Origin of the sequence: Klebsiella sp. 2680, from assembly GCF_900198535.1 — a bacterium.
GTDB lineage: Bacteria > Pseudomonadota > Gammaproteobacteria > Enterobacterales > Enterobacteriaceae > Klebsiella > Klebsiella indica.
On record NZ_FZNJ01000005.1, the window covers coordinates 96,235 to 116,376 of the forward strand.

Sequence of the window (20,142 nt, forward strand, 5' to 3'; positions counted from 1 at the left end):
ATACCGTGAACACTGAACAATTAACCCCTCTCTGCCAACGCTACCAGGCGCTGCTACTCGACAGCGATGATTCCACCATGACTATCGCCGTCGTTGATGCGCCAGCACCGGAGTTGATGGAAGCATTACGTTTCTCTACCCGGAAACGGATCGACATCGAGTGCTGGAGCCAGGAGCAGATGGACAAGCGGCTACAGGCTCCGGGAACAGCGCTGGCCTCACTCCACAGCGAAACGTCAGTCAATGTAATTGACAAGGTTAATCACATTCTGGAGCAAGCGCTACGCCAACGCGCATCCGATATCCATATTGAACCCAGTGAAAATCACCTGAGAATTCGTCTGCGTGTCGATGGCGTCCTTCAACCGCTGGTGCCGCTTGCTCCGGAGCTCGCCGCTCCCGTCACCGCCCGGCTTAAGGTGCTCGGCAATCTGGACATTGCCGAACACCGCATACCACAGGACGGCCAGTTTACGCTGACACTGGCAGATCGCCCGATCTCTTTCCGTATCGCCACACTACCCTGTCGCGGTGGGGAAAAAATCGTTCTTCGCTTATTGCACCAGGTCAAACAAGCTCTGGATATTGAGGCGTTGGGGCTCTCATCTCAGCAGCTTGCTCTCTTCCATTCGGCGCTTAATCAGCCGCAGGGGCTTTTGCTGGTCACCGGCCCGACGGGAAGCGGAAAAACCGTCACTTTATATAGTGCGCTACAGGTGCGAAATCGTGATGAAGTCAACATCTGCAGCGTAGAGGATCCGCTGGAGATCCCGATTTTGGGCATGAATCAAACGCAGATTAACCCTAAGGCCGGTTTGACCTTCCATAGCGTGCTGCGCGCCCTGCTACGTCAGGATCCTGATATCATCATGGTCGGTGAAATACGCGACGCGGAAACCGCTGAAATAGCCATAAAAGCGGCACAAACCGGGCACCTGGTTCTCTCCACTCTGCACACCAATTCGACCAGCGAAACCCTGCTCCGCCTGCAGCAAATGGGCGTTGCGCGCTGGATGATCTCATCTGCGCTGTCACTGGTTATTGCTCAACGTCTGGTACGCAAACTGTGTCCACACTGTCGTCGGGAAACCGACAGCGTAACCGAGATACCGCACAATCTCTGGCCACGGGCGCTTCCGCGTTGGGAAACCCCGGGTTGCCAGCACTGCTATCACGGTTACTATGGTCGCCTGGCGCTATTTGAACTTTTACCCGTCAATAGTGCGCTACGCCAGGCGATTACTCAGGGCTTTAGCGCCACGGAGATTGAGTCCCTGGCACGAGGCGCCGGAATGATAACGCTCTTTGAAAGCGGGTGTCTGGCCGTGGAGCAAGGAATGACCACATCGGAAGAAGTGATTCGCGTTTTAGGGCTCCCCCATGGCGACTAAACGACTCTGGCGCTGGCGCGGTATCAACCTTCAGGGCATCCCCTGCCAGGGAACACTCTGGCATGATAATCGCTCGCAGGCAGTGCAAATGTTACAGCAGGAACGCATCATCCCGCTTTCGCTACGCCGCTGCAGCGTCCAAAACAGCCTCTGGCATCCCCGCCACAGCGGCGAAATCATCCGCCAGTTAGCCACGCTGCTGCAGGCTGGCCTCCCTCTGTCGGAAGGGCTGGAATTGCTGGCACAACAGCAACCTCAAGCACAATGGCAGGCGCTTCTGCAAACGCTGGCGGAGGATCTGGCGCAAGGCGTTTCGCTTTCCAGCTCGCTGGAAAAATGGCCAGAAGTATTCCCCCCACTGTATCTGGCCATGATCCGTACCGGTGAACTGACCGGTAAACTGGAACGTTGCTGCACCCAGTTGGCACAGCAGCAGCGAGAGCAGTTACTTCTTACCGAGAAAGTGAAAAAAGCGCTACGCTATCCGGGCATTATTTTATCCCTGGCGCTACTGGTGATTATGGGAATGCTGTACTTCGTTTTGCCAGAATTTGCCGCTATTTATCAGACTTTTAATACTCCGCTGCCGCTACTGACCCGTGCGGTCATGCGCGCTGGCGCAGGGCTAACCCACTCCTGGCCGTTGCTCGTTGCATCAGGCATTTTACCGATCGTTCTCAACAGGCTCATTCGCCAGAGACCAGACTGGTTGCTCCGCCGTCAAAAACTGCTGCACTCACTCCCGGTATTTGGAAAATTGCTATCCGGGCAACGACTTAGCCAAATTTTTACCGTACTCGCCTTAACGCAAAGCGCAGGTATTAGCTTTTTACAAGGCCTGCAAAGCGTAGAGGAAACCTTAAGCTGCCCGCTGTGGCGACAAAGGCTACAGCAGGCCTGCCTGCACATTACTCACGGCGATCCCATCTGGCAGGCGCTCACCCGCAGCGGAGGTTTTACACCGCTTTGTCTGCAACTGATTCGTACCGGTGAAGCCTCGGGATCGCTGGATACCATGCTGGAGAATCTGGCTCGCCATCACAGTGAGCAGACACATCAGCAGGCAGATAACCTGGCAACCATACTGGAACCCGTCTTACTGATCGTCACCGGAACGCTTGTCGGCTTACTGGTAGTGGCAATGTATTTACCCATTTTTCATCTCGGCGACGCCATTAGCGGGATGGGGGGATAGCGCTGGCGCCCACGCGCCAGCGCGCAGTATCACAGTGTGTTAAACACGCGATTCTCTTGTTCCTGTACGCGAATGAAAGTCGTGCGTTTGGTTAGCTCTTTGAGGCGTGATGCGCCAACGTAAGTGCAGGCGGAGCGCAAACCGCCAAGTATGTCGCGCACGGTGTTATCCACCGGGCCGCGCAGAGGCAGCTTAACGGTCTTGCCTTCAGCCGCACGGTACCCGGCGACACCGCCAACGTGACGTGTCATCGCCGACTCTGAGCTCATACCGTAGAACAGCATGAATTTTTCGCCATTCTCTTCGACTACAGCGCCACCACTTTCTTCATGGCCCGCCAGCATACCGCCAAGCATAACGAAATCCGCGCCGCCACCGAACGCTTTAGCCACATCCCCAGGCATAGTGCAGCCACCATCGCTGATGATCTGTCCTCCCAGACCATGCGCCGCATCCGCACATTCAATCACGGCGGAAAGCTGCGGATATCCCACGCCGGTTTTCACGCGAGTCGTACATACCGAACCGGGACCAATCCCTACTTTCACAATATCAGCGCCAGAAAGAATCAACTCTTCACACATTTCACCGGTGACAACGTTACCTGCGATAATGGTTTTTTGTGGCCAGGCTTCGCGGGCTTTGGCGACAAACTGCACAAAATGCTCCGAATAACCATTCGCAACATCAATACACACAAAGTTAATCTGTGGGCTCTGCGTCAGAATCTGTTCCGTTTTGGCAAAGTCCGCATCGGAAGTACCGGTAGAAACCATCACGTAGCGTAGTACATCTGCAGATACGCTTTGTACAAACGCCTGCCATTGTTCAGCGCTGTAATGCTTGTGTACCGCAGTCAGAACGCCAAAAGCGGCAAGGGCTTTCGCCATAGCAAAGGTGCCGACGGTGTCCATATTGGCCGCGATAATCGGCACGCCGGACCAGGTCTGATCTGAATGTATGAAAGTGAATTCACGTTCCAGCTGTACGTCAGAACGGCTTTTGAGGGTAGAGCGTTTCGGGCGGATAAGAACGTCTTTAAAACCAAGCTTCAAATCTTCTTCAATACGCATGAGCGAATTCCTGGGGTTAATTGCATTATTGTGAGAGCACAACTCCAGTAACGTTATCATACGCATGAATCATAGCCGCGCAAGACTGCGATTTTCGCTTTTTTTACGCTACAATTGTATAAATTTACCTGGTGAATAGCCAAAGCGAATACGCGGTAGCGACTCGCCAGCGAATTATCTTTAACCATTTGATTTACATGCACCCAAAAATCAGAATGCGTGGTGACAACAGTTTGTCGGTTTGATATCACATCGATAAAATCACTGCCGCAGAGTCGTTGTGCTGTAAATAACGGTCCTGTTTATTAAACAATATGCATGTAGTCAGTTTCAGGATTGAGGTGTATGACCTACACAGTGGCGTTAACAGGCGGAATCGGCAGTGGTAAAAGTACCGTAGCCGACGCATTTGCACGCCTCGGAGTTAACGTTATTGATGCAGACATCATCGCGCGCCAGGTTGTCGAGCCCGGCACGCCGGCGCTCGACGCAATTGCTGAACGCTTCGGCCCGCAGATACTCAACAACGAAGATGGCACTCTGAACCGTCGCGTTCTGCGTGAACGCATCTTTGCCCACGTCGAGGATAAGCGCTGGCTGAATGCACTGCTGCACCCGCAAATTCAACGGGAAACGCATCGGCAGATGCAACTTGCCACCTCGCCTTATCTTCTCTGGGTTGTGCCGTTACTGGTCGAAAATCGTTTGTTCGCCAAAGCCGATCGCGTGCTGGTTGTCGATGTGCCGCAAGAGACGCAAATAGAGCGCACGATGCTTCGCGACCGGGTAAGCCGCCAACATGCGGAACATATTCTTGCCGCACAGGCAACGCGCGAACAGCGCCTTGCCGTTGCGGATGATGTTATTGAAAATATGGGCTCACCTGATGCCATCGCTTCGGATGTTGCCCGCCTGCATGCAAAGTATCAACTGCTGGCATCGCAGGGCGTCTCACAGGAAAAAACGTAATGCATACCGCTGTTCTGTTTGAACATCCGCTTAATGAAAAAATGCGCACCTGGCTACGTATTGAATTTTTGCTACAGCAACTGTCCGTATATCCGGCCATTACCAGCCATGCGGATGCGCTGCATTTTTTCCGCAATATCGGCGATCTTTTAGATGTTTTTGAGCGCGGTGAAGTCCGTACCGATCTGCTGAAAGAGCTTGAGCGCCAGCAGCGCAAGCTGCAATCGTGGGCGGAAGTTCCAGGGGTTGATCAGGATCGTATCGACACGCTTCGCCAGCAACTGAAACAATCGGGCAGCACATTAATGTCCGCCCCGCGTATCGGCCAATATCTGCGAGAAGATCGCCTGATTGGGCTGGTGCGCCAGCGCCTAAGTATTCCGGGCGGCTGCTGTAACTTTGATCTCCCGACGCTGCATCTCTGGTTGCATATACCGCAGGAACATCGGGATGAGCAGGTCTCGACATGGCTGACCAGCCTTGACCCTCTATCGCAATCGCTGACGCTTATTCTCGATCTGATTCGCAACTCAGCCACATTCCGCAAGCAAACCAGCCTGAATGGCTTTTATCAGGATAACAGTGAGGATGCCGATCTGCTGCGCCTGCGTCTGGACCTTGCCAGCCAGCTCTATCCACAAATTTCAGGCCATAAGAGCCGTTTTGCCATTCGTTTTTTACCGCAGGACAGCGAACACGGCATCATCCCGCAGCGGTTTGATTTTGAACTGGCCTGCTGTTAAGGAGTCAAGAACATGTCAGAAGAGATAACCGTCAACTGCCCGACCTGCGGCAAACTTGTGGTCTGGAACGAACTGAGCCGCCACCGTCCGTTTTGTTCCAGACGCTGCCAGCTTATTGATTTAGGCGAATGGGCTGCGGAAGAAAAACGCATCCCAAGCAGCAGCGACCTGTCCGACAGCGACGGCTGGAGCGAAAAGGAAGCGTAAGTTAATCAAAGGCGGATACGCGTTGCGCAGCCGCCACAATTCACCAAAGTTACCTTATTCTGCCTGAACCTGCTGAACTAACTTCGCAATCACGGATGCATTTGCTGGAGGGAAATCGGCGGCAGTCAGCGCACGCTGTGCGATCCAGCGCCCCGGTTGCCCTTCTTTGCCCCACGGCTCGCCTTCCCACTCCTCCACCAGCCAAAACCACAGCGTAATATGACGGTCAGGAAACTGATGTTGCAGTTGCTCAAACAGGCGGGATGATTTTACCGTAATTCCCACTTCTTCCTGCAGTTCGCGAACCAAAGCCTGCTCAGCCGACTCACCCGTTTCTATTTTTCCACCGGGGAATTCGAGTTTATTCGCCATATGCGCGTCGGCAGCCCGCTGGGTAATAAAGATCTCCCCTTGCGAATTACGGATAATGCCCACTGAAATTTGCAGATTTTTCATTGTACTTATTCCATAAAAAAGGCGCAGATATCTGCGCCTTTATACTCAATTTTATCAAGCTTAGCTCAGACGTCCATGGCACTGTTTATATTTTTTGCCGGAACCGCATGGGCAAGGATCGTTACGCCCTACTTTACGATCGCCGGTTTGCCCGGCCAGCGCTGCGGCAGCGGCGGCGTCATCATCCTGATGGCTCAGGCGTTGCATCTGCGCCAGACGCTCGGCTTCTTCGCGACGCTGCTGTTCCATCGCTTCAACCTCTTCCGGCATCCGCACCTGAACTTTACTCAGCGTACTGATCACTTCATATTTCAGCGACTCCAGCATCGAAGCAAACATGGAAAAAGATTCACGCTTATACTCCTGCTTCGGATCTTTCTGCGCATAGCCGCGCAGATGGATACCCTGACGCAAGTAGTCCATTGCGGCCAGGTGCTCTTTCCACAACGAGTCCAGAGTCTGCAGCATGACGCCTTTTTCGAAATGACGCATCATCTCAGCGCCAACCACTTCTTCCTTACTATGATAAGTTTCGATGGCGCTCTGCAAAATACGCTCGCGAAGAGTTTCTTCGTGCAGCTCTGGCTCTTTATCCAGCCACTCTTTGATCGGTAGATCAAGATCGAAGTCATTTTTCAGACGTTCCTGCAAACCTTCGACATCCCACATCTCTTCCAGCGACTGAGGAGGAATATGCGCATCAATGGTCACTTTGAACACGTCTTCACGAATACTGTTAATCGTTTCGCTAACATCAGTCACATCAAGCAGTTCATTACGCTGGGTATAAATAGCGCGGCGCTGGTCGTTGGCCACGTCATCATATTCCAGCAGTTGCTTACGAATATCAAAGTTGCGGCTTTCAACTTTGCGCTGGGCATTGGCGATCGCCTTGGTCACCCACGGGTGCTCAATCGCCTCACCAGGCTTCATACCCAGTTTACGCATCATGCCGGACACGCGGTCAGAAGCGAAGATACGCATCAGGGCATCTTCCATCGACAGATAGAAACGGGAAGAACCGGGATCCCCCTGACGACCAGAACGACCACGCAACTGGTTATCGATACGACGAGACTCATGGCGCTCAGTACCGATAATATGCAGACCGCCAGCAGCCAGAACCGCATCGTGACGTACCTGCCAGTCGGCTTTGATCTGCGCGATCTGTTCCGGGGTCGGGTCTTCCAGTTGGGCGACTTCAGCCTGCCAGCTCCCCCCCAGCATAATGTCCGTACCACGACCAGCCATGTTAGTCGCAATGGTCACCGCGGACGGATAACCAGCCTGAGCAACGATATCCGCTTCGCTGGCGTGGAACTTCGCGTTCAGCACGTTGTGCTTGATACCCGCTTTAGTCAATTGATGAGAGACCACTTCCGATTTTTCGATAGAAATAGTCCCCACCAGAACCGGCTGACCCGCAGCGGTACGCTCTTTAATATCTTCAATAATGGCCTGAATTTTTTCCGCTTCGGTCATATAGACCAGATCCGCCATATCTTTACGAATCATCGGACGGTTGGTCGGTACCACCACGGTATCCAGCTTGTAAATCGAGCTAAACTCAAACGCTTCGGTATCCGCAGTACCGGTCATCCCCGCCAGCTTCTCATACAAGCGGAAATAGTTCTGGAAAGTAATTGATGCCAGCGTCTGGTTCTCGTTCTGGATTTCAACGCCCTCTTTCGCTTCTACGGCCTGATGTAGCCCATCAGACCAGCGGCGCCCCTGCATGGTACGGCCGGTATGTTCATCGACGATAATAACTTCACCCTCTTTCACGATATAATCAACATCGCGGGTGAACAGCGCATGCGCACGCAGCGCAGCGGTAACATGGTGCATCAGCATAATGTTAGCTGGCGAATACAAAGACTCACCTTCGTCCATAATACCTTCCTGCACCAGCAGTTCTTCAATCAATACCAGACCGCGTTCCGTCAGGTTAACCTGGCGCGCTTTCTCATCAACCGAGAAATGCCCCTCGCCGGTAAAAGTGTCGGAGTCTTCTTTCTCCTGACGCACCAGATGCGGAATAATTTTGTTCACTTTCTTATACATTTCGGAGCTGTCTTCAGCCGGGCCGGAAATGATAAGCGGAGTACGCGCTTCATCGATCAGGATGGAGTCGACCTCATCCACCAGCGCATAGTGCAGTTTGCGCTGCACGCGCTCTTCAGGACTGAACGCCATATTGTCGCGCAGATAGTCAAAACCATATTCGTTGTTGGTACCATAAGTGATATCGGCGGCGTAGGCTTCACGTTTAGCCGGTGCAGGCAAGCCGGACATGTTAATGCCTACGGTCATACCGAGGAATTCAAACAGCGGGCGGTTGTTCTCCGCGTCGCGCTGCGCCAGGTAGTCGTTGACGGTTACGACGTGAACGCCTTTGCCCGTCAGCGCATTAAGATATGCAGGCAGGGTTGCGGTCAGGGTTTTACCTTCCCCTGTACGCATTTCGGCAATGCAGCGATCGTTAAGTACCATGCCGCCCAGTAACTGGACATCGAAATGGCGCATACCAAAGACGCGTTTGCTGGCTTCACGAACAACCGCAAACGCTTCAGGGATCAGACTTTCCAGGCTTTCGCCCTTTTCCAGACGCGCACGAAACTCAGCGGTTTTCCCTTTCAACTCGTCATCAGAGAGCTTCTCCATGGCCGGTTCCATGGCATTGATAACGTTGACAGTTTTGCGCATACGACGCAGCGTACGGTCGTTACGGCTACCGAACACTTTAGTTAATAACTTGATTAGCATAATAAAATCTCAAACGCCCCGCGATGCGGAGTCACAAAAATGGAATGGTTTATTTTTGGTTTAGCTGAGACGTTGAGGCCCGGCGCGAATACCAGCAACCTGGCTAATCCAGGTACTGACGCGAAATGCGCAGTGGGAATAAGATGGGTTATACGCCACCGGGTGAACAACGGCTGGCGGTTTGCTCTCCTGGGTTAACAGGGCACTAAGCGTATCAAGCAGAGCCAGATGCTGGGCCTGGAGCGGCGAAGACTCTTCGGCTACTGGCAGCGTTTGCGGCGCCATCGCGAAAGACAGATGACGAATGACCGTGCGAATCGCGTGCTGATGCCAGTAATCAACGGCAAAATTGGGCCGACGGCTGGAAGACTCCAGCAGCGCCAGCTGAGAGAAATTAACTTTAGCAGGATTATGGTTGCTGGAGGTCGTCTTTGCAGGCGATGCGCTTTCATGATCATGACCGTTGCTAAGCGCAGGCAAACCGAGACTTGCCGCGACCATTCCTAACAGGAGATGCGGCCAGAAATATCGTCTGCCAAACTGTCGCCAGCGCGTCAGCAATCCACTCACTTGCATTACCTTTTGTTTATCGCAACCCAGAGAAAATTTTTGCGTTCAAATACTAACATTAATACGCCTTCACAGCAGCATGAATGAGGCGCCACATAAGGTAAAAACGTTTAAAAAAGGAACAAACGCGCAATAAATACGGATGAGAAATCGAAGCGGGAAACAAATATATCAAAAGAAAACGACTGGCTTCCTGGCCGGAGAGAGTACCAGGTCACCAGTCGCATTTAGCATGGACTGACTTATTACGCCAGAACCATAGTCGGCGCTCGAAACGCCAGCGGCATTTCTGCTTCGTCCTCGAAGGTCACATATTCCCAGGCTTCCTGTTTGGCCAGAACAGCCTGCAGCAATTTGTTATTTAACGCGTGACCGGATTTGTACGCCGTAAACGCGCCGATAATATTGTGCCCGCACATAAACAGATCGCCAATCGCATCCAGCATTTTGTGGCGGACAAACTCATCTTCAAAACGCAGCCCGTCTTCGTTCAATACGCGATAATCGTCAACAACGATGGCACAATCGAAACTACCGCCCAGGCACAGACCGCGGGACTGCAGATATTCGATATCGCGCATGAAGCCAAAAGTACGTGCACGGCTAATCTGGCGCATGAACGCATCAGCCGAGAAGTTCATCGCATAGCGCTGGTTGCTGGAATCAATCGCCGGATGGTTAAAATCAATGGTGAAGTCCAGTGAAAAACCATTGTACGGTTTGAATTCAGCCCATTTATCGCCATCTTCAACGCGAACCGTCTCTTTGATACGCACAAATTTCTTCGCGCTGTTTAGCTCATCAATGCCGGCATCCAGCAGCAGATAAACGAACGGCGCTGCACTACCGTCCATAATCGGGACTTCCGGCGCATCGACTTCAATAATAATGTTGTCGATACCTAAGCCTGCCAGCGCGGCATTAAGGTGCTCGACCGTCGATATCCGTACGTCATGCTCGTTTACCAGGCAAGTACAGAGCATGGTATCACGCACAGATTTGGCATCGGCCGGGAAATCAACCGGTGGATTCAAGTCAGTGCGACGATAGATGACCCCGGTATTTGCCGGCGCAGGGCGCAACGTCAGGGTGACTTTCTTGCCGGTATGCAAACCGACGCCAGTCGCCTGAACGATACGTTTAAGTGTCCTTTGTTTGATCATCGTATAATCTCGCCAGGTTACCTATTCAACCGATAGTGTACAATACATTTAGCACATTCGGCAGAGCAGTTTAGCATAAAGAGCACAGATGCCCAACTTCCGGCCAATTCTTAATCGGCTTGCTTGCGCAGGAAGGCTGGGATATCCAGATAATCCGGCTCTTTAGCGGTTTGCGGCGTATTGTCGTTAACCACTTTAGCGACCGATTTCTGCTCTTGCGTCAATGGAGACATACCGTGCTGCTGGTAACGATCCATTACCGGCTGCTGAACCTGCTTGTTGGTTACCAGGGTAATCTCCGGACGTTTATCCATACCGATACCGGTTGCCACAACGGTCACGCGCAGTTCGTCGTTCATATCCGGGTCCAGAGAGGTACCGATAACCACGGTCGCGTTATCCGACGCAAATGCGCGGATAGTGTTACCCACGGTTTCGAACTCATCCAGACGCAGGTCGAAGCCCGCAGTGATGTTGACCAGTACGCCGCGCGCGCCGGACAGATCGATATCTTCCAGCAGCGGAGAAGAGATTGCCATTTCCGCCGCTTCTTCCGCACGGTCTTCACCGCTCGCCACGCCGGAGCCCATCATTGCGTAGCCCATTTCAGACATCACGGTACGCACATCCGCAAAGTCAACGTTCATTAAGCCTGGGCGGGTAATCAGTTCTGCGATACCCTGCACCGCGCCTTTCAGCACGTCGTTTGCCGCGCCAAAGGCGTCGAGCAACGAAATGCCGCGGCCCAGGACTTTCAGCAGTTTGTCGTTCGGGATGGTAATCAGCGAATCGACATGTTTGGACAGCTCGGTAATACCCTGTTCAGCGAATGCCATGCGCTTCTTGCCTTCGAAATTGAAAGGCTTAGTCACGACAGCAACGGTCAGGATCCCCAAATCCTTTGCCACTTCAGCCACCACTGGCGCGGCGCCGGTGCCGGTGCCGCCGCCCATACCGGCGGCGATAAACACCATATCTGCGCCTTCAAGCGCATCACGCAGCGCTTCACGGTCTTCATCAGCGGCGTTACGACCGACTTCCGGGTTTGCGCCTGCGCCAAGACCTTTGGTAATACCGCTACCGATCTGGATTGTCTGACCAACAGCCGTTTTACGCAACGCCTGCGCATCGGTGTTCACCGCGAAAAATTCGACACCCTCAATGCGCTCGCGCACCATGTGCTCAACGGCGTTGCCGCCGCCGCCACCGACGCCGATGACTTTAATCACCGCGTCGTTGGTTAATTCCATAGGTTCAAACATAATTTCTCTCTCCGTTTTACACTTCGCTCTTCAGGCCGCCTCTTTGTTAGCGCCTTCGTTCCTTCCCGGTCGCTTACCCATATAAGCGCCCGGAAACTCACGTCGTTGCCGACTCGATGCGACATAAATGGCTTTGTGTATTGTGCCTGTCGCCTGAGAACGCTAATTTTCTGCGTTCTCTTAAAAAATTAAAACTCTTTTCGCAACCAACTGTTGAGCCGCTTGATCCACGACCCGACCGTCACGCGTTTTTCCACTTCAGCTTCACCACTGAGATGAGATTCCTTCCCGTAGTGCAGCAGCCCAACCGCCGTTGAGTAATACGGCTCCTGGGCATAATCCGTTAATCCGGTGATGTTCAGCGGCGCCCCAATTCGTACCTGCGTATGGAACACGCGCTGCGCACAGGCGGCAAGGCCTTCGATTTGCGCCGCGCCGCCGGTTAATACAATTCCTGCCGCCAGGTGGTGCTTAACACCTTGTTGACGGAGTTGCTCCTGCAACTGCAGAATCTCTTCATTGACAAGGTTGAGCAATTCGGTATAACGCGGCTCAATCACCTCGGCCAGGGTCTGACGCTGCAGGCTACGCGGCGGACGCCCGCCAACGCTCGGAACTTCGACGTTTTCATCTTTACCGACAATGGAGCCCAGCGCGCAGCCGTGACGCACCTTAATGGCTTCCGCGTCGCTCGGCGGCGTTCCGAAGGCGTAAGCGATATCGCTGGTCACCACATTGCCCGCATACGGGATCACTTTGGTATGACGCAGCGCGCCACCGGTGTATACGGCGATGTCCATTGTACCACCGCCGATATCCACCACGCAGACCCCCAGTTCACGCTCGTCCTCCGTTAATACGGAATAGCTGGAGGCTAACCCGGCGAAAATGAGCTGATCGACTTTCAGGCCGCAGCGTTCCACCGCTTTGACAATATTTTTCGCCATATCGTTATGGCAGGTAATCAAATGCACCTTCGCCTGCATACGCACGCCAGAGAGCCCGACGGGATTTTTAATCCCCTCCTGGTAATCAATCGCGTACTCTTGCGGAATCACGTGCAGAACGCGATGCTCATCACGTACACGCACCGATTTCGCGGTGTGCACCACATTCTCGACGTCATCCTGCGTCACTTCTTCTTCCGAAATCGGCACCATACCAATTTCATTTTGACAACTGATATGCTTGCCGGAAAGCGCCAGATAGACTGACGAAATCTGGCAATCCGCCATCAGTTCAGCCTGGTCAATGGCGCGCTGTACGCATTTCACCACGGATTCCAGGTCGTTCACTCCGCCTTTATCCATACCACGCGATGGGCAACTGCCCACGCCAATGATATTAATCATACCGTCGGGCAGAACTTCCCCTACTAAAGCGGCCACCTTCGCGGTGCCGATCTCCAGTCCAACTACCAGTTTTCTGTCCGTCGCCTTGATCATTGTTGTTCTGCCTGTGCCTGATTCTGTTGTTGATTACTCTCTTCCACGGGAACCGGTGCCCAACCGACTGCTGCCCCCGAGTCATAACGCAAATCAACGTAGCTTATCCGTTTGCCGTCGGTCTGCGCCTGCTGCTGAAGAACCGGGTAGAGTTCTATAAAGCGCTGAAGCCGTTTCATGGTATCGCCCCGACCAAGGTTGAGCTTAATATCGTTATTCAGCGTCAACTGCCAGGAACGACGCGCGGTCATGGCCGCCACTTTCACCGTAAATTTATCTTTTGCCAGCGCCTGCCCCATCTCGCGGTATCCCTGCAGAACTTCGTTCTCACTGCCTTCGGGACCGTATAACATCGGTAAATTCTGTTTGCCGATGCGCTCGGCAGGCACGCTGAAAGAATTCCCGTCCGCATCGACCATATGCTGATCATTCCAGCGCGCAAACGGCACATATTCAACCAGATGAATCTTCAATTCGTCCGGCCACTGCTTTCTGACGCTCGCCTGCTTAATCCACGGCAGACGCTCAATCTGGCTTTGAATAATATTGACATCCTGAGTCATAAAGGTGCCCGGAGGCCCTAACGCAAGAATCGCCTGACGGATATCATCGTTGCGCGTATAGTGGCGCTCGCCGGTGACCACCATTTTCGACAGCGGTAAACGCTGTGCATCTTCCATCCAGCCCAGAACCATCCATCCGCTGACCAGCACGGTACACAGGACCACCAGCAGGAAGAAGATACCTGCCAGACGAGTTCCATTGCTTCGACGCGAAGAGATCCCTTCGTCCTCTTCGTGGTTCCGCGTATTCAGCGCAGCCTGCGACATATCACCCCGCCAGGTCCAAAATTCGAACAACAAGCTGCGAGAAGCTCATCCCTGCCTGGCGCGCCGCCATTGGCACCAGACTATGGCTGGTCATGCCAGGAGATGTGTTTGCTTCCAGCAGATAAAACTGACCATCGCTGTCCATCATCACGTCAATTCGCCCCCATCCGCGACAGCCAAGACTATCCCAGGCTTTTTGCGCCAGCGTCTTGATTTCGGACTCGCGGGCAGGATCTTCAAGACCAGGACAGAAATATTGTGTCTCATCAGAAAGATACTTCGCCTCATAATCATAGAAGGTTCCAGCCGCCAGGATACGTATTGACGGTAAAATGTCTTCTCCAAGGATAGCGACGGTAAATTCAGGCCCACTGAGCCATTTTTCAATTAAAACTTCGTCATCGTGCTGAAAAGCCAGCGTCAATGCGGCTTGCAATGCACAACTTTCACTCACTATCGACATACCAACGCTTGAGCCTTCCCGGCTGGGTTTAACAACCAGCGGCAGACCAAGCGCCGAAATTTGCTGTTCAACTTCAGGGGACAGCCCTGCATTAAATTGTTTTCCCGTCACGGTCACCCATGGCGCAACGGGTAAGCCAGCCCCCTGCCACAGCAATTTGCTGCGCAACTTATCCATTGAAATCGCCGAGGCCATCACGCCACTACCGGTATAAGGCAGTTGAATCAATTCCAGCAGCCCCTGCAATGTCCCATCTTCACCACCACGACCATGCAGCGCAATAAACGCTTTCTGAAATCCCATATTTTTCAATTGGGTAATATCAACATCGCGCGGATCGACAGGATACGCATCAACGCCAGCATCACGCAAAGCGGCCAGCACAGCCGAGCCTGACTTGAGCGAGACATCACGTTCAGCCGAAGTCCCACCAAAGAGAACGGCGATTCTATCAGCCATGGCGCTCCTCCGGCGTTTTCTGCGGTTGCAATTTAATTTCAGCCAGATGGCGGGCGATTTTACCGATATTTCCCGCGCCCTGAACCAGCACCAGATCGTTGCCGGTCAATACGGAAGCCAGCATTTCCGCCGCCTGGTTCGGATCTGAAACCAGAATCGGATCCACTTTCCCGCGCCCGCGAATCGTGCGGCACAGCGAACGGCTATCCGCACCTGGGATAGCGGCTTCTCCGGCTGGATAGACATCCAGCATCAGCAAAGCATCAACCTGAGTTAGCACGTTGGCGAAATCGTCGTACAGATCGCGCGTACGGGTAAAACGGTGCGGCTGAAACAGCATCACCAGATGTTTATCCGGCCAGCCCGCGCGTGCCGCTTTAATGGTGGCGTCAACTTCCGTCGGATGATGGCCATAATCATCAATCAGCATGGCGGTGCCATCTTTACCGTTCACCGCAGCTAACGGATATTCGCCAAGGAAATCAAAACGACGTCCGGTTCCCTGGAAGTTTTCCAGCGCATGCAGGATGGCGACATCGTCAATGCCCTCTTCCGTCGCAACGGCAACCGCCGCAGCCGCGTTCAGTGCGTTATGACGCCCCGGTGCGTTCAGCGTCACCTGGATAACGTCTCTGTCCTGGCGCACCAGACGGAAATGCCCCTGAGCGCCGATCTGGCGATAATCTTCAACGCGCACATCAGCATCATCGCTGAATCCGTAGGTCGTGATCTGGCGACCAACGCGCGGCAGCAGTTCACGGATAACCGGATCGTCCACGCACATCACCGCGCGTCCGTAGAACGGCAGATTGTGCAGGAAGTTAATAAACGTCTGCTTCAGATTTTCGAAGTCGCCGTGGTAAGTATCCATATGATCGGCTTCGATATTCGTCACGATAGCGACCATCGGCTGCAAATGCAGGAACGAAGCGTCGCTCTCATCCGCTTCAGCGATCAGATAACGGCTATTCCCCAGGCGTGCATGCACGCCCGCGGCTTTCACCAGTCCGCCGTTAACAAAGGTGGGATCAAGCCCCGCCTCTGCATAAATGCTCGATACCATCGCCGTCGTCGTGGTTTTTCCGTGCGTCCCGGCAATGGCAATACCGTGACGAAAACGCATCAATTCCGCCAGCATCTCGGCGCGACGAATCACCGGAATACGCGCTTCATGAGCAGCGACAATTTCCGGGTTATCCGCAGAAATCGCGCTGGAAACAACAACCACGCTCGCATCACGCACGTTCTCAGGGCGATGGTTGAAATAAATCGTGGCGCCAAGCCGGGTCAACTGCTGGGTTACCGGGTTCGGCGCCAGATCGGAGCCGCTAATCTGATAACCTTCGTTAGCCAGAACTTCGGCAATACCGCCCATGCCGGCACCACCAATGCCAACAAAGTGAATGTGCCGGACGCGACGCATCTCGGGCACGATGGAACGGAGTTTTGCCAGATCTTGTGTATTCATTCTTTACGCCATCAACTTCTTTATTCGGACGGTGATATTCACCGCGATTAGCGCGCCAGTGCTGCGGCGCTCACTTCTTCTGCTACCCGCTCGGTAGCGTCCGGAATCGAGGCTCTACGCGCTCGCTCCGCCATATCCAGCAGCGTTTCCCGATCCCAACTGGCCAGGATCCGGGCGACGGCATCCACGGTAAACTGCGGTTGTTCAAGGATCTTTGCTGCGCCCGCTTTCTCCAGCGGCAGTGCATTCCAGTACTGCTGACGATCTTTGTGCTGAAAAGGCACAAACAGCGCCGGTAACCCCGCGGCGGCAATTTCACTCACCGTCAACGCGCCGGAACGACACACAACAACATCGGCCCAGGCATAAGCTGCCGCCATGTCATCAATAAATTCGGTCACTTTATGCTGCGGCTGGCCGGCATCGGCATATGCCTGCTGCACGGTTTCCTCGCCACCTTTGCCGCTCTGGTGCCAGATGGTCACGGCAGATCCCAGCTTCGCCGCCACCTGCGGCATCGTCTGGTTGAGCACGCGCGCGCCCTGCGAACCGCCTATCACTAATACGCGCGTCGGCCCTTGACGCCCGATCAAGCGCAGCTCCGGCAGCGGCAGCGCCAGCACATCCGTGCGCACCGGGTTACCGACGACATCGGCATGGGGAAAAGCGCCGGGAAACGCCTGCATCACCTTTTTGGCAATTTTCGCCAGCCATTTATTGGTCAACCCGGCAATACCGTTTTGCTCATGCAGCACAACCGGGATCCCCAACGACCATGCCGCCAGACCGCCAGGCCCGGAAACATATCCGCCCATGCCCAGCACCACATCCGGCTTAAAACGCTGCATAATCGCCCGAGCCTGGCGCCAGGCGTTGAAAATACGGAGCGGCGCCAGCAGTAGCGCTTTCAGACCTTTGCCTCGCAGACCAGAAATCTGAATAAAATCAATGTCAATACCGTGCTTCGGCACTAAATCCGCTTCCATACGATCCGCGGTACCCAGCCAGCGAACCTGCCAGCCCTGGTCCATTAAATGGTGCGCAACGGCCAGTCCCGGGAACACATGCCCGCCGGTACCGCCCGCCATCACCATTAACCGCTTTTCCTGACCGCTCATCGCACACCCCGTGTAAACGCCTGGGCTTTTTCCAGACGCGTTTCATAATCAATACGTAACAACAACATGATGGCCGTCGACATAATCAACAAACTCGAACCACCGTAGCTAATCAGCGGTAACGTCAGACCTTTGGTCGGCAACATACCCGCCGCCGCGCCGACATTAACCAGCGCCTGAAAGCTAAACCAGATGCCAATGGCGCAGGCCAGAAAACCGGAGAAACGATGGTCGATTTCCAGCGCTTTACGTCCAATGGACATGGCGCGAAAAGCGACGAAGAATACCATTAAAAGCGCAAGAACCACACCGATATAACCGAGTTCTTCACCGATAATGGCGAAGATGAAATCGGTATGCGCTTCAGGCAAATACTCCAGTTTCTGTACTGAGTTGCCGAGGCCCTGCCCCCACATCTCACCACGACCAAAAGCCATCAGCGACTGAGTTAACTGGTAACCGCTGCCGAACGGATCTTCCCACGGATTCCAGAAAGAGGTGACACGGCGAATACGATACGGCTCGGCGAGGATCAGCAGCACCACTGCAGAAATGCCCATACCAATAATCGCGATAAACTGCCACAGCTTGGCGCCCGCAAGAAACAGCATGGCCAGAGTGGTCACAAACAGCACGACGACTGTACCGAGATCGGGCTGCGCCAGCAGCAAAATCGCCAGCACAAAAATCACGCCCATCGGCTTGAGGAAGCCGCGCAGATTATTACGAACTTCATCAGCCTTACGCACCAGGTAGTTGGCGATGTAGCAGAACAGTGACAGCTTGGTAAACTCCGCAGGCTGAATACGTAACGGCCCCAGTGCAATCCAGCGCGACGCGCCGTTAACCGAGCTGCCGACCACTAAAACGATCAACAGCATCACGATAGAGGCGATCAGCATCGCGGTACTGTAGCGCTGCCAAAACTCCATTGGCAGGCGCAACGTCACCATCGCCAGCCCCAACGCCAGCAGAATGTATAAACCATCACGTTTGGCAAACAGAAACGGATCGTTGGCCAGACGCTGTCCTACCGGCATCGAGGCCGAGGTCACCATAATGAAACCGATTGCCGCCAGGCCAAAGGTCAGCCACAGCAGCACGCGATCGTACATCACCAGGCTATCGCTGTCCTTCGGACGCGAACCCATCACCCACCCTTTCAGCGCGGCGAACAGCCAGGCGAAAATAGACATTCCCGGCAGTCTCAGTCGCGGTATTTTCAGGCGCGGGAGTGATAAACGCATCAGCCTAACTCCTTCGCCAGACGCGCAAAAACATCGCCGCGTTGTTCAAAGTTCTTAAACTGATCGAGGCTGGCGCACGCCGGCGACAGCAGCACCATATCGCCGGCAACGACCAGAGGAGCGATCAGGCGCATTGCCTGTTCCATGGTTTCCGTCTGCACAGCAACCTCCGGGCGCAGCGCCGCCAGCTGCGCGCCATCGCGGCCAAAGCAGTACAGCCGGATATTTTCCCCTGTCAGATAGCGGCTTAACGGAGTGAAATCGGCGGATTTCCCATCGCCCCCCAGCAACAGATACAGCGTGCCATCGATATGCAGGCCATTGAGCGCCGCTTCGGTACTGCCGACGTTAGTGGCTTTGGAATCATTGATCCAGCGCACGCCGTTATGTTCCAGCGCCAGTTGAAAGCGATGCGCCAGCCCGGTAAATGTGGTCAACGCTTTCAGGCTGCTGGCGCGCGGCAGGCCTGCGGCATCGGCCAGCGCTAATGCCGCCAGGGCATTGCTGTAATTGTGTTGACCGCTAATTTTCATCTCTTTAACGTTGAGTACTTTCTCACCTTTTACGCGCAGCCAGGTTTCTCCCTGCTGGCGGTTCAGATGATAATCGCCAACGTCAACGCCGAAGCTGATGCAGCGCTCATCAGCGCCGCGTACCGGCATGGTTAAGGCATCATCAGCATTAACGATGCAGGCCCGGGCATGCTCATAAATGCCCAACTTAGCGGCACGGTACTGCTGCAGCCCCAACGGATAGCGGTCCATATGATCTTCGGTAACGTTGAGGATCGTCGCCGCTACCGCCCGCAGACTGAAGGTCGTTTCCAGTTGGAAACTGGAAAGTTCCAGTACATACAGTTCACGTTCAGGGGCCAACAGCATCAGCGCAGGGAGACCAATATTGCCCCCTACGCCGACATTGACGCCCGCCGCTTTCGCCATTTCGCCGACCAGAGTGGTCACGGTACTTTTGCCATTAGAGCCGGTAATCGCGACGATTGGCGCCTGCGCCTCACGACAGAACAGTTCGATATCGCCGACGATCTCCACCCCAGCATCTGCCGCAGCACTCAGGGAAGGATGCGCCAGCGCGATGCCAGGGCTGGCGACAATCAGGTCCGCCGCCAGCAGCCAGTCATCGTTCAGACCGCCGACATAGCGCTCAACGGCTTCCGGCAGTTTATCCAGCCCGGCAGGCGCGACACGGGTATCCATTACCCGCGGCGTCACGCCGCGAGACATGAAAAAGTCCACGCACGACAGGCCGGTCATGCCCAGCCCAATAATGACGACTTTTTTACCCTGATAATCTGCCATG

18 protein-coding genes are annotated in these 20,142 nt (G+C 54.2%); 5 read left to right on the top strand and 13 right to left on the bottom strand.

Features of this window, described 5'->3' with window-relative positions:
- Positions 1-5 precede the first annotated feature (5 nt).
- Together gspE and hofC are read left to right on the top strand one after the other, a co-directional pair.
- Positions 6-1,391, top strand: coding sequence for a type II secretion system protein GspE (gene gspE / locus FN037_RS19515; protein ID WP_142503006.1), 1,386 nt, complete (start codon positions 6-8; stop codon positions 1,389-1,391).
- Complete coding sequence (gene hofC / locus FN037_RS19520) at positions 1,381-2,586, top strand: protein transport protein HofC (protein WP_142503007.1); 1,206 nt, start codon at positions 1,381-1,383, stop codon at positions 2,584-2,586. The genes gspE and hofC overlap by 11 nt, the downstream gene beginning before the upstream one ends.
- 29 nt (positions 2,587-2,615) lie before the next feature.
- Here the strand turns inward: hofC and FN037_RS19525 are convergent, their stop codons facing one another.
- A complete protein-coding gene (locus FN037_RS19525) occupies positions 2,616-3,659 on the bottom strand; it encodes a GMP reductase (protein WP_138361970.1) in 1,044 nt (347 codons plus the stop codon).
- Between the two features lie 345 nt (positions 3,660-4,004).
- Here FN037_RS19525 and coaE point away from each other — a divergent pair, with 345 nt between their 5' ends.
- The 3 genes from coaE to yacG are packed head-to-tail and all read left to right on the top strand — an operon-like array spanning position 4,005 to position 5,578.
- Positions 4,005-4,628, top strand: a complete 624-nt coding sequence (coaE, locus tag FN037_RS19530; protein WP_142503008.1) for a dephospho-CoA kinase — start codon at positions 4,005-4,007, stop codon at positions 4,626-4,628.
- On the top strand, positions 4,628-5,371 hold the full coding sequence (zapD, locus tag FN037_RS19535; RefSeq protein WP_138361968.1) for a cell division protein ZapD: 744 nt from the start codon (positions 4,628-4,630) through the stop codon (positions 5,369-5,371). The genes coaE and zapD overlap by 1 nt, the downstream gene beginning before the upstream one ends.
- A gap of 12 nt (positions 5,372-5,383) precedes the next feature.
- Complete coding sequence (yacG, locus tag FN037_RS19540) at positions 5,384-5,578, top strand: DNA gyrase inhibitor YacG (protein ID WP_138361967.1); 195 nt, start codon at positions 5,384-5,386, stop codon at positions 5,576-5,578.
- A gap of 54 nt (positions 5,579-5,632) precedes the next feature.
- Here yacG and mutT read toward each other — a convergent pair whose 3' ends face one another.
- The 12 genes from mutT to murD all read right to left on the bottom strand — a co-directional run bounded on the left by mutT (position 5,633) and on the right by murD (position 20,141).
- Complete coding sequence (mutT, locus tag FN037_RS19545) at positions 5,633-6,034, bottom strand: 8-oxo-dGTP diphosphatase MutT (RefSeq protein ID WP_138361966.1); 402 nt, start codon at positions 6,032-6,034, stop codon at positions 5,633-5,635.
- A gap of 60 nt (positions 6,035-6,094) precedes the next feature.
- Complete coding sequence (gene secA / locus FN037_RS19550; protein ID WP_138361965.1) at positions 6,095-8,800, bottom strand: preprotein translocase subunit SecA; 2,706 nt, start codon at positions 8,798-8,800, stop codon at positions 6,095-6,097.
- Positions 8,801-8,860: 60 nt separating this feature from the next.
- Entirely contained in the window at positions 8,861-9,370 is a 510-nt protein-coding gene (secM, locus tag FN037_RS19555) for a secA translation cis-regulator SecM (protein ID WP_221887634.1), read from the bottom strand.
- A gap of 245 nt (positions 9,371-9,615) precedes the next feature.
- Positions 9,616-10,533 carry a UDP-3-O-acyl-N-acetylglucosamine deacetylase gene (lpxC, locus tag FN037_RS19560; RefSeq protein ID WP_138361963.1) on the bottom strand — a complete coding sequence of 306 codons (918 nt, stop codon included), beginning with the start codon at positions 10,531-10,533 and terminating at the stop codon, positions 9,616-9,618.
- 110 nt (positions 10,534-10,643) lie between these two features.
- Positions 10,644-11,795, bottom strand: coding sequence for a cell division protein FtsZ (ftsZ, locus tag FN037_RS19565; protein ID WP_138361962.1), 1,152 nt, complete (start codon positions 11,793-11,795; stop codon positions 10,644-10,646).
- A gap of 188 nt (positions 11,796-11,983) precedes the next feature.
- Complete coding sequence (ftsA, locus tag FN037_RS19570) at positions 11,984-13,240, bottom strand: cell division protein FtsA (protein ID WP_138361961.1); 1,257 nt, start codon at positions 13,238-13,240, stop codon at positions 11,984-11,986.
- Complete coding sequence (gene ftsQ / locus FN037_RS19575) at positions 13,237-14,070, bottom strand: cell division protein FtsQ (protein ID WP_138361960.1); 834 nt, start codon at positions 14,068-14,070, stop codon at positions 13,237-13,239. The genes ftsA and ftsQ overlap by 4 nt, the downstream gene beginning before the upstream one ends.
- Position 14,071: 1 nt before the next feature.
- A complete protein-coding gene (locus FN037_RS19580; RefSeq protein ID WP_142503010.1) occupies positions 14,072-14,992 on the bottom strand; it encodes a D-alanine--D-alanine ligase in 921 nt (306 codons plus the stop codon).
- Complete coding sequence (murC, locus tag FN037_RS19585) at positions 14,985-16,460, bottom strand: UDP-N-acetylmuramate--L-alanine ligase (RefSeq protein WP_138361958.1); 1,476 nt, start codon at positions 16,458-16,460, stop codon at positions 14,985-14,987. The genes FN037_RS19580 and murC overlap by 8 nt, the downstream gene beginning before the upstream one ends.
- A gap of 47 nt (positions 16,461-16,507) precedes the next feature.
- Positions 16,508-17,578 carry an undecaprenyldiphospho-muramoylpentapeptide beta-N-acetylglucosaminyltransferase gene (gene murG, locus FN037_RS19590; RefSeq protein WP_142503011.1) on the bottom strand — a complete coding sequence of 357 codons (1,071 nt, stop codon included), beginning with the start codon at positions 17,576-17,578 and terminating at the stop codon, positions 16,508-16,510.
- Positions 17,575-18,825 carry a cell division protein FtsW gene (gene ftsW / locus FN037_RS19595; RefSeq protein WP_138361956.1) on the bottom strand — a complete coding sequence of 417 codons (1,251 nt, stop codon included), beginning with the start codon at positions 18,823-18,825 and terminating at the stop codon, positions 17,575-17,577. Before ftsW ends, murG begins: the two co-directional genes overlap by 4 nt.
- Positions 18,825-20,141, bottom strand: coding sequence for a UDP-N-acetylmuramoyl-L-alanine--D-glutamate ligase (gene murD / locus FN037_RS19600; RefSeq protein WP_142503012.1), 1,317 nt, complete (start codon positions 20,139-20,141; stop codon positions 18,825-18,827). The genes ftsW and murD overlap by 1 nt, the downstream gene beginning before the upstream one ends.
- Position 20,142 lies beyond the last annotated feature (1 nt).

Excerpts from the sequence above, each read along its gene's own strand:
- hofC (WP_142503007.1), top strand. The coding sequence starts at position 1,381 with ATGGCGACTAAACGACTCTGGCGCTGGCGCGGTATCAACCTTCAGGGC.
- FN037_RS19525 (WP_138361970.1), bottom strand. The coding sequence starts at position 3,659 with ATGCGTATTGAAGAAGATTTGAAGCTTGGTTTTAAAGACGTTCTTATC.
- coaE (WP_142503008.1), top strand. The coding sequence starts at position 4,005 with ATGACCTACACAGTGGCGTTAACAGGCGGAATCGGCAGTGGTAAAAGT.
- zapD (WP_138361968.1), top strand. The coding sequence starts at position 4,628 with ATGCATACCGCTGTTCTGTTTGAACATCCGCTTAATGAAAAAATGCGC.
- yacG (WP_138361967.1), top strand. The coding sequence starts at position 5,384 with ATGTCAGAAGAGATAACCGTCAACTGCCCGACCTGCGGCAAACTTGTG.
- mutT (WP_138361966.1), bottom strand. The coding sequence starts at position 6,034 with ATGAAAAATCTGCAAATTTCAGTGGGCATTATCCGTAATTCGCAAGGG.
- secA (WP_138361965.1), bottom strand. The coding sequence starts at position 8,800 with ATGCTAATCAAGTTATTAACTAAAGTGTTCGGTAGCCGTAACGACCGT.
- lpxC (WP_138361963.1), bottom strand. The coding sequence starts at position 10,533 with ATGATCAAACAAAGGACACTTAAACGTATCGTTCAGGCGACTGGCGTC.
- ftsZ (WP_138361962.1), bottom strand. The coding sequence starts at position 11,795 with ATGTTTGAACCTATGGAATTAACCAACGACGCGGTGATTAAAGTCATC.
- ftsA (WP_138361961.1), bottom strand. The coding sequence starts at position 13,240 with ATGATCAAGGCGACGGACAGAAAACTGGTAGTTGGACTGGAGATCGGC.
- ftsQ (WP_138361960.1), bottom strand. The coding sequence starts at position 14,070 with ATGTCGCAGGCTGCGCTGAATACGCGGAACCACGAAGAGGACGAAGGG.
- FN037_RS19580 (WP_142503010.1), bottom strand. The coding sequence starts at position 14,992 with ATGGCTGATAGAATCGCCGTTCTCTTTGGTGGGACTTCGGCTGAACGT.
- murC (WP_138361958.1), bottom strand. The coding sequence starts at position 16,460 with ATGAATACACAAGATCTGGCAAAACTCCGTTCCATCGTGCCCGAGATG.
- murG (WP_142503011.1), bottom strand. The coding sequence starts at position 17,578 with ATGAGCGGTCAGGAAAAGCGGTTAATGGTGATGGCGGGCGGTACCGGC.
- ftsW (WP_138361956.1), bottom strand. The coding sequence starts at position 18,825 with ATGCGTTTATCACTCCCGCGCCTGAAAATACCGCGACTGAGACTGCCG.
- murD (WP_142503012.1), bottom strand. The coding sequence starts at position 20,141 with ATGGCAGATTATCAGGGTAAAAAAGTCGTCATTATTGGGCTGGGCATG.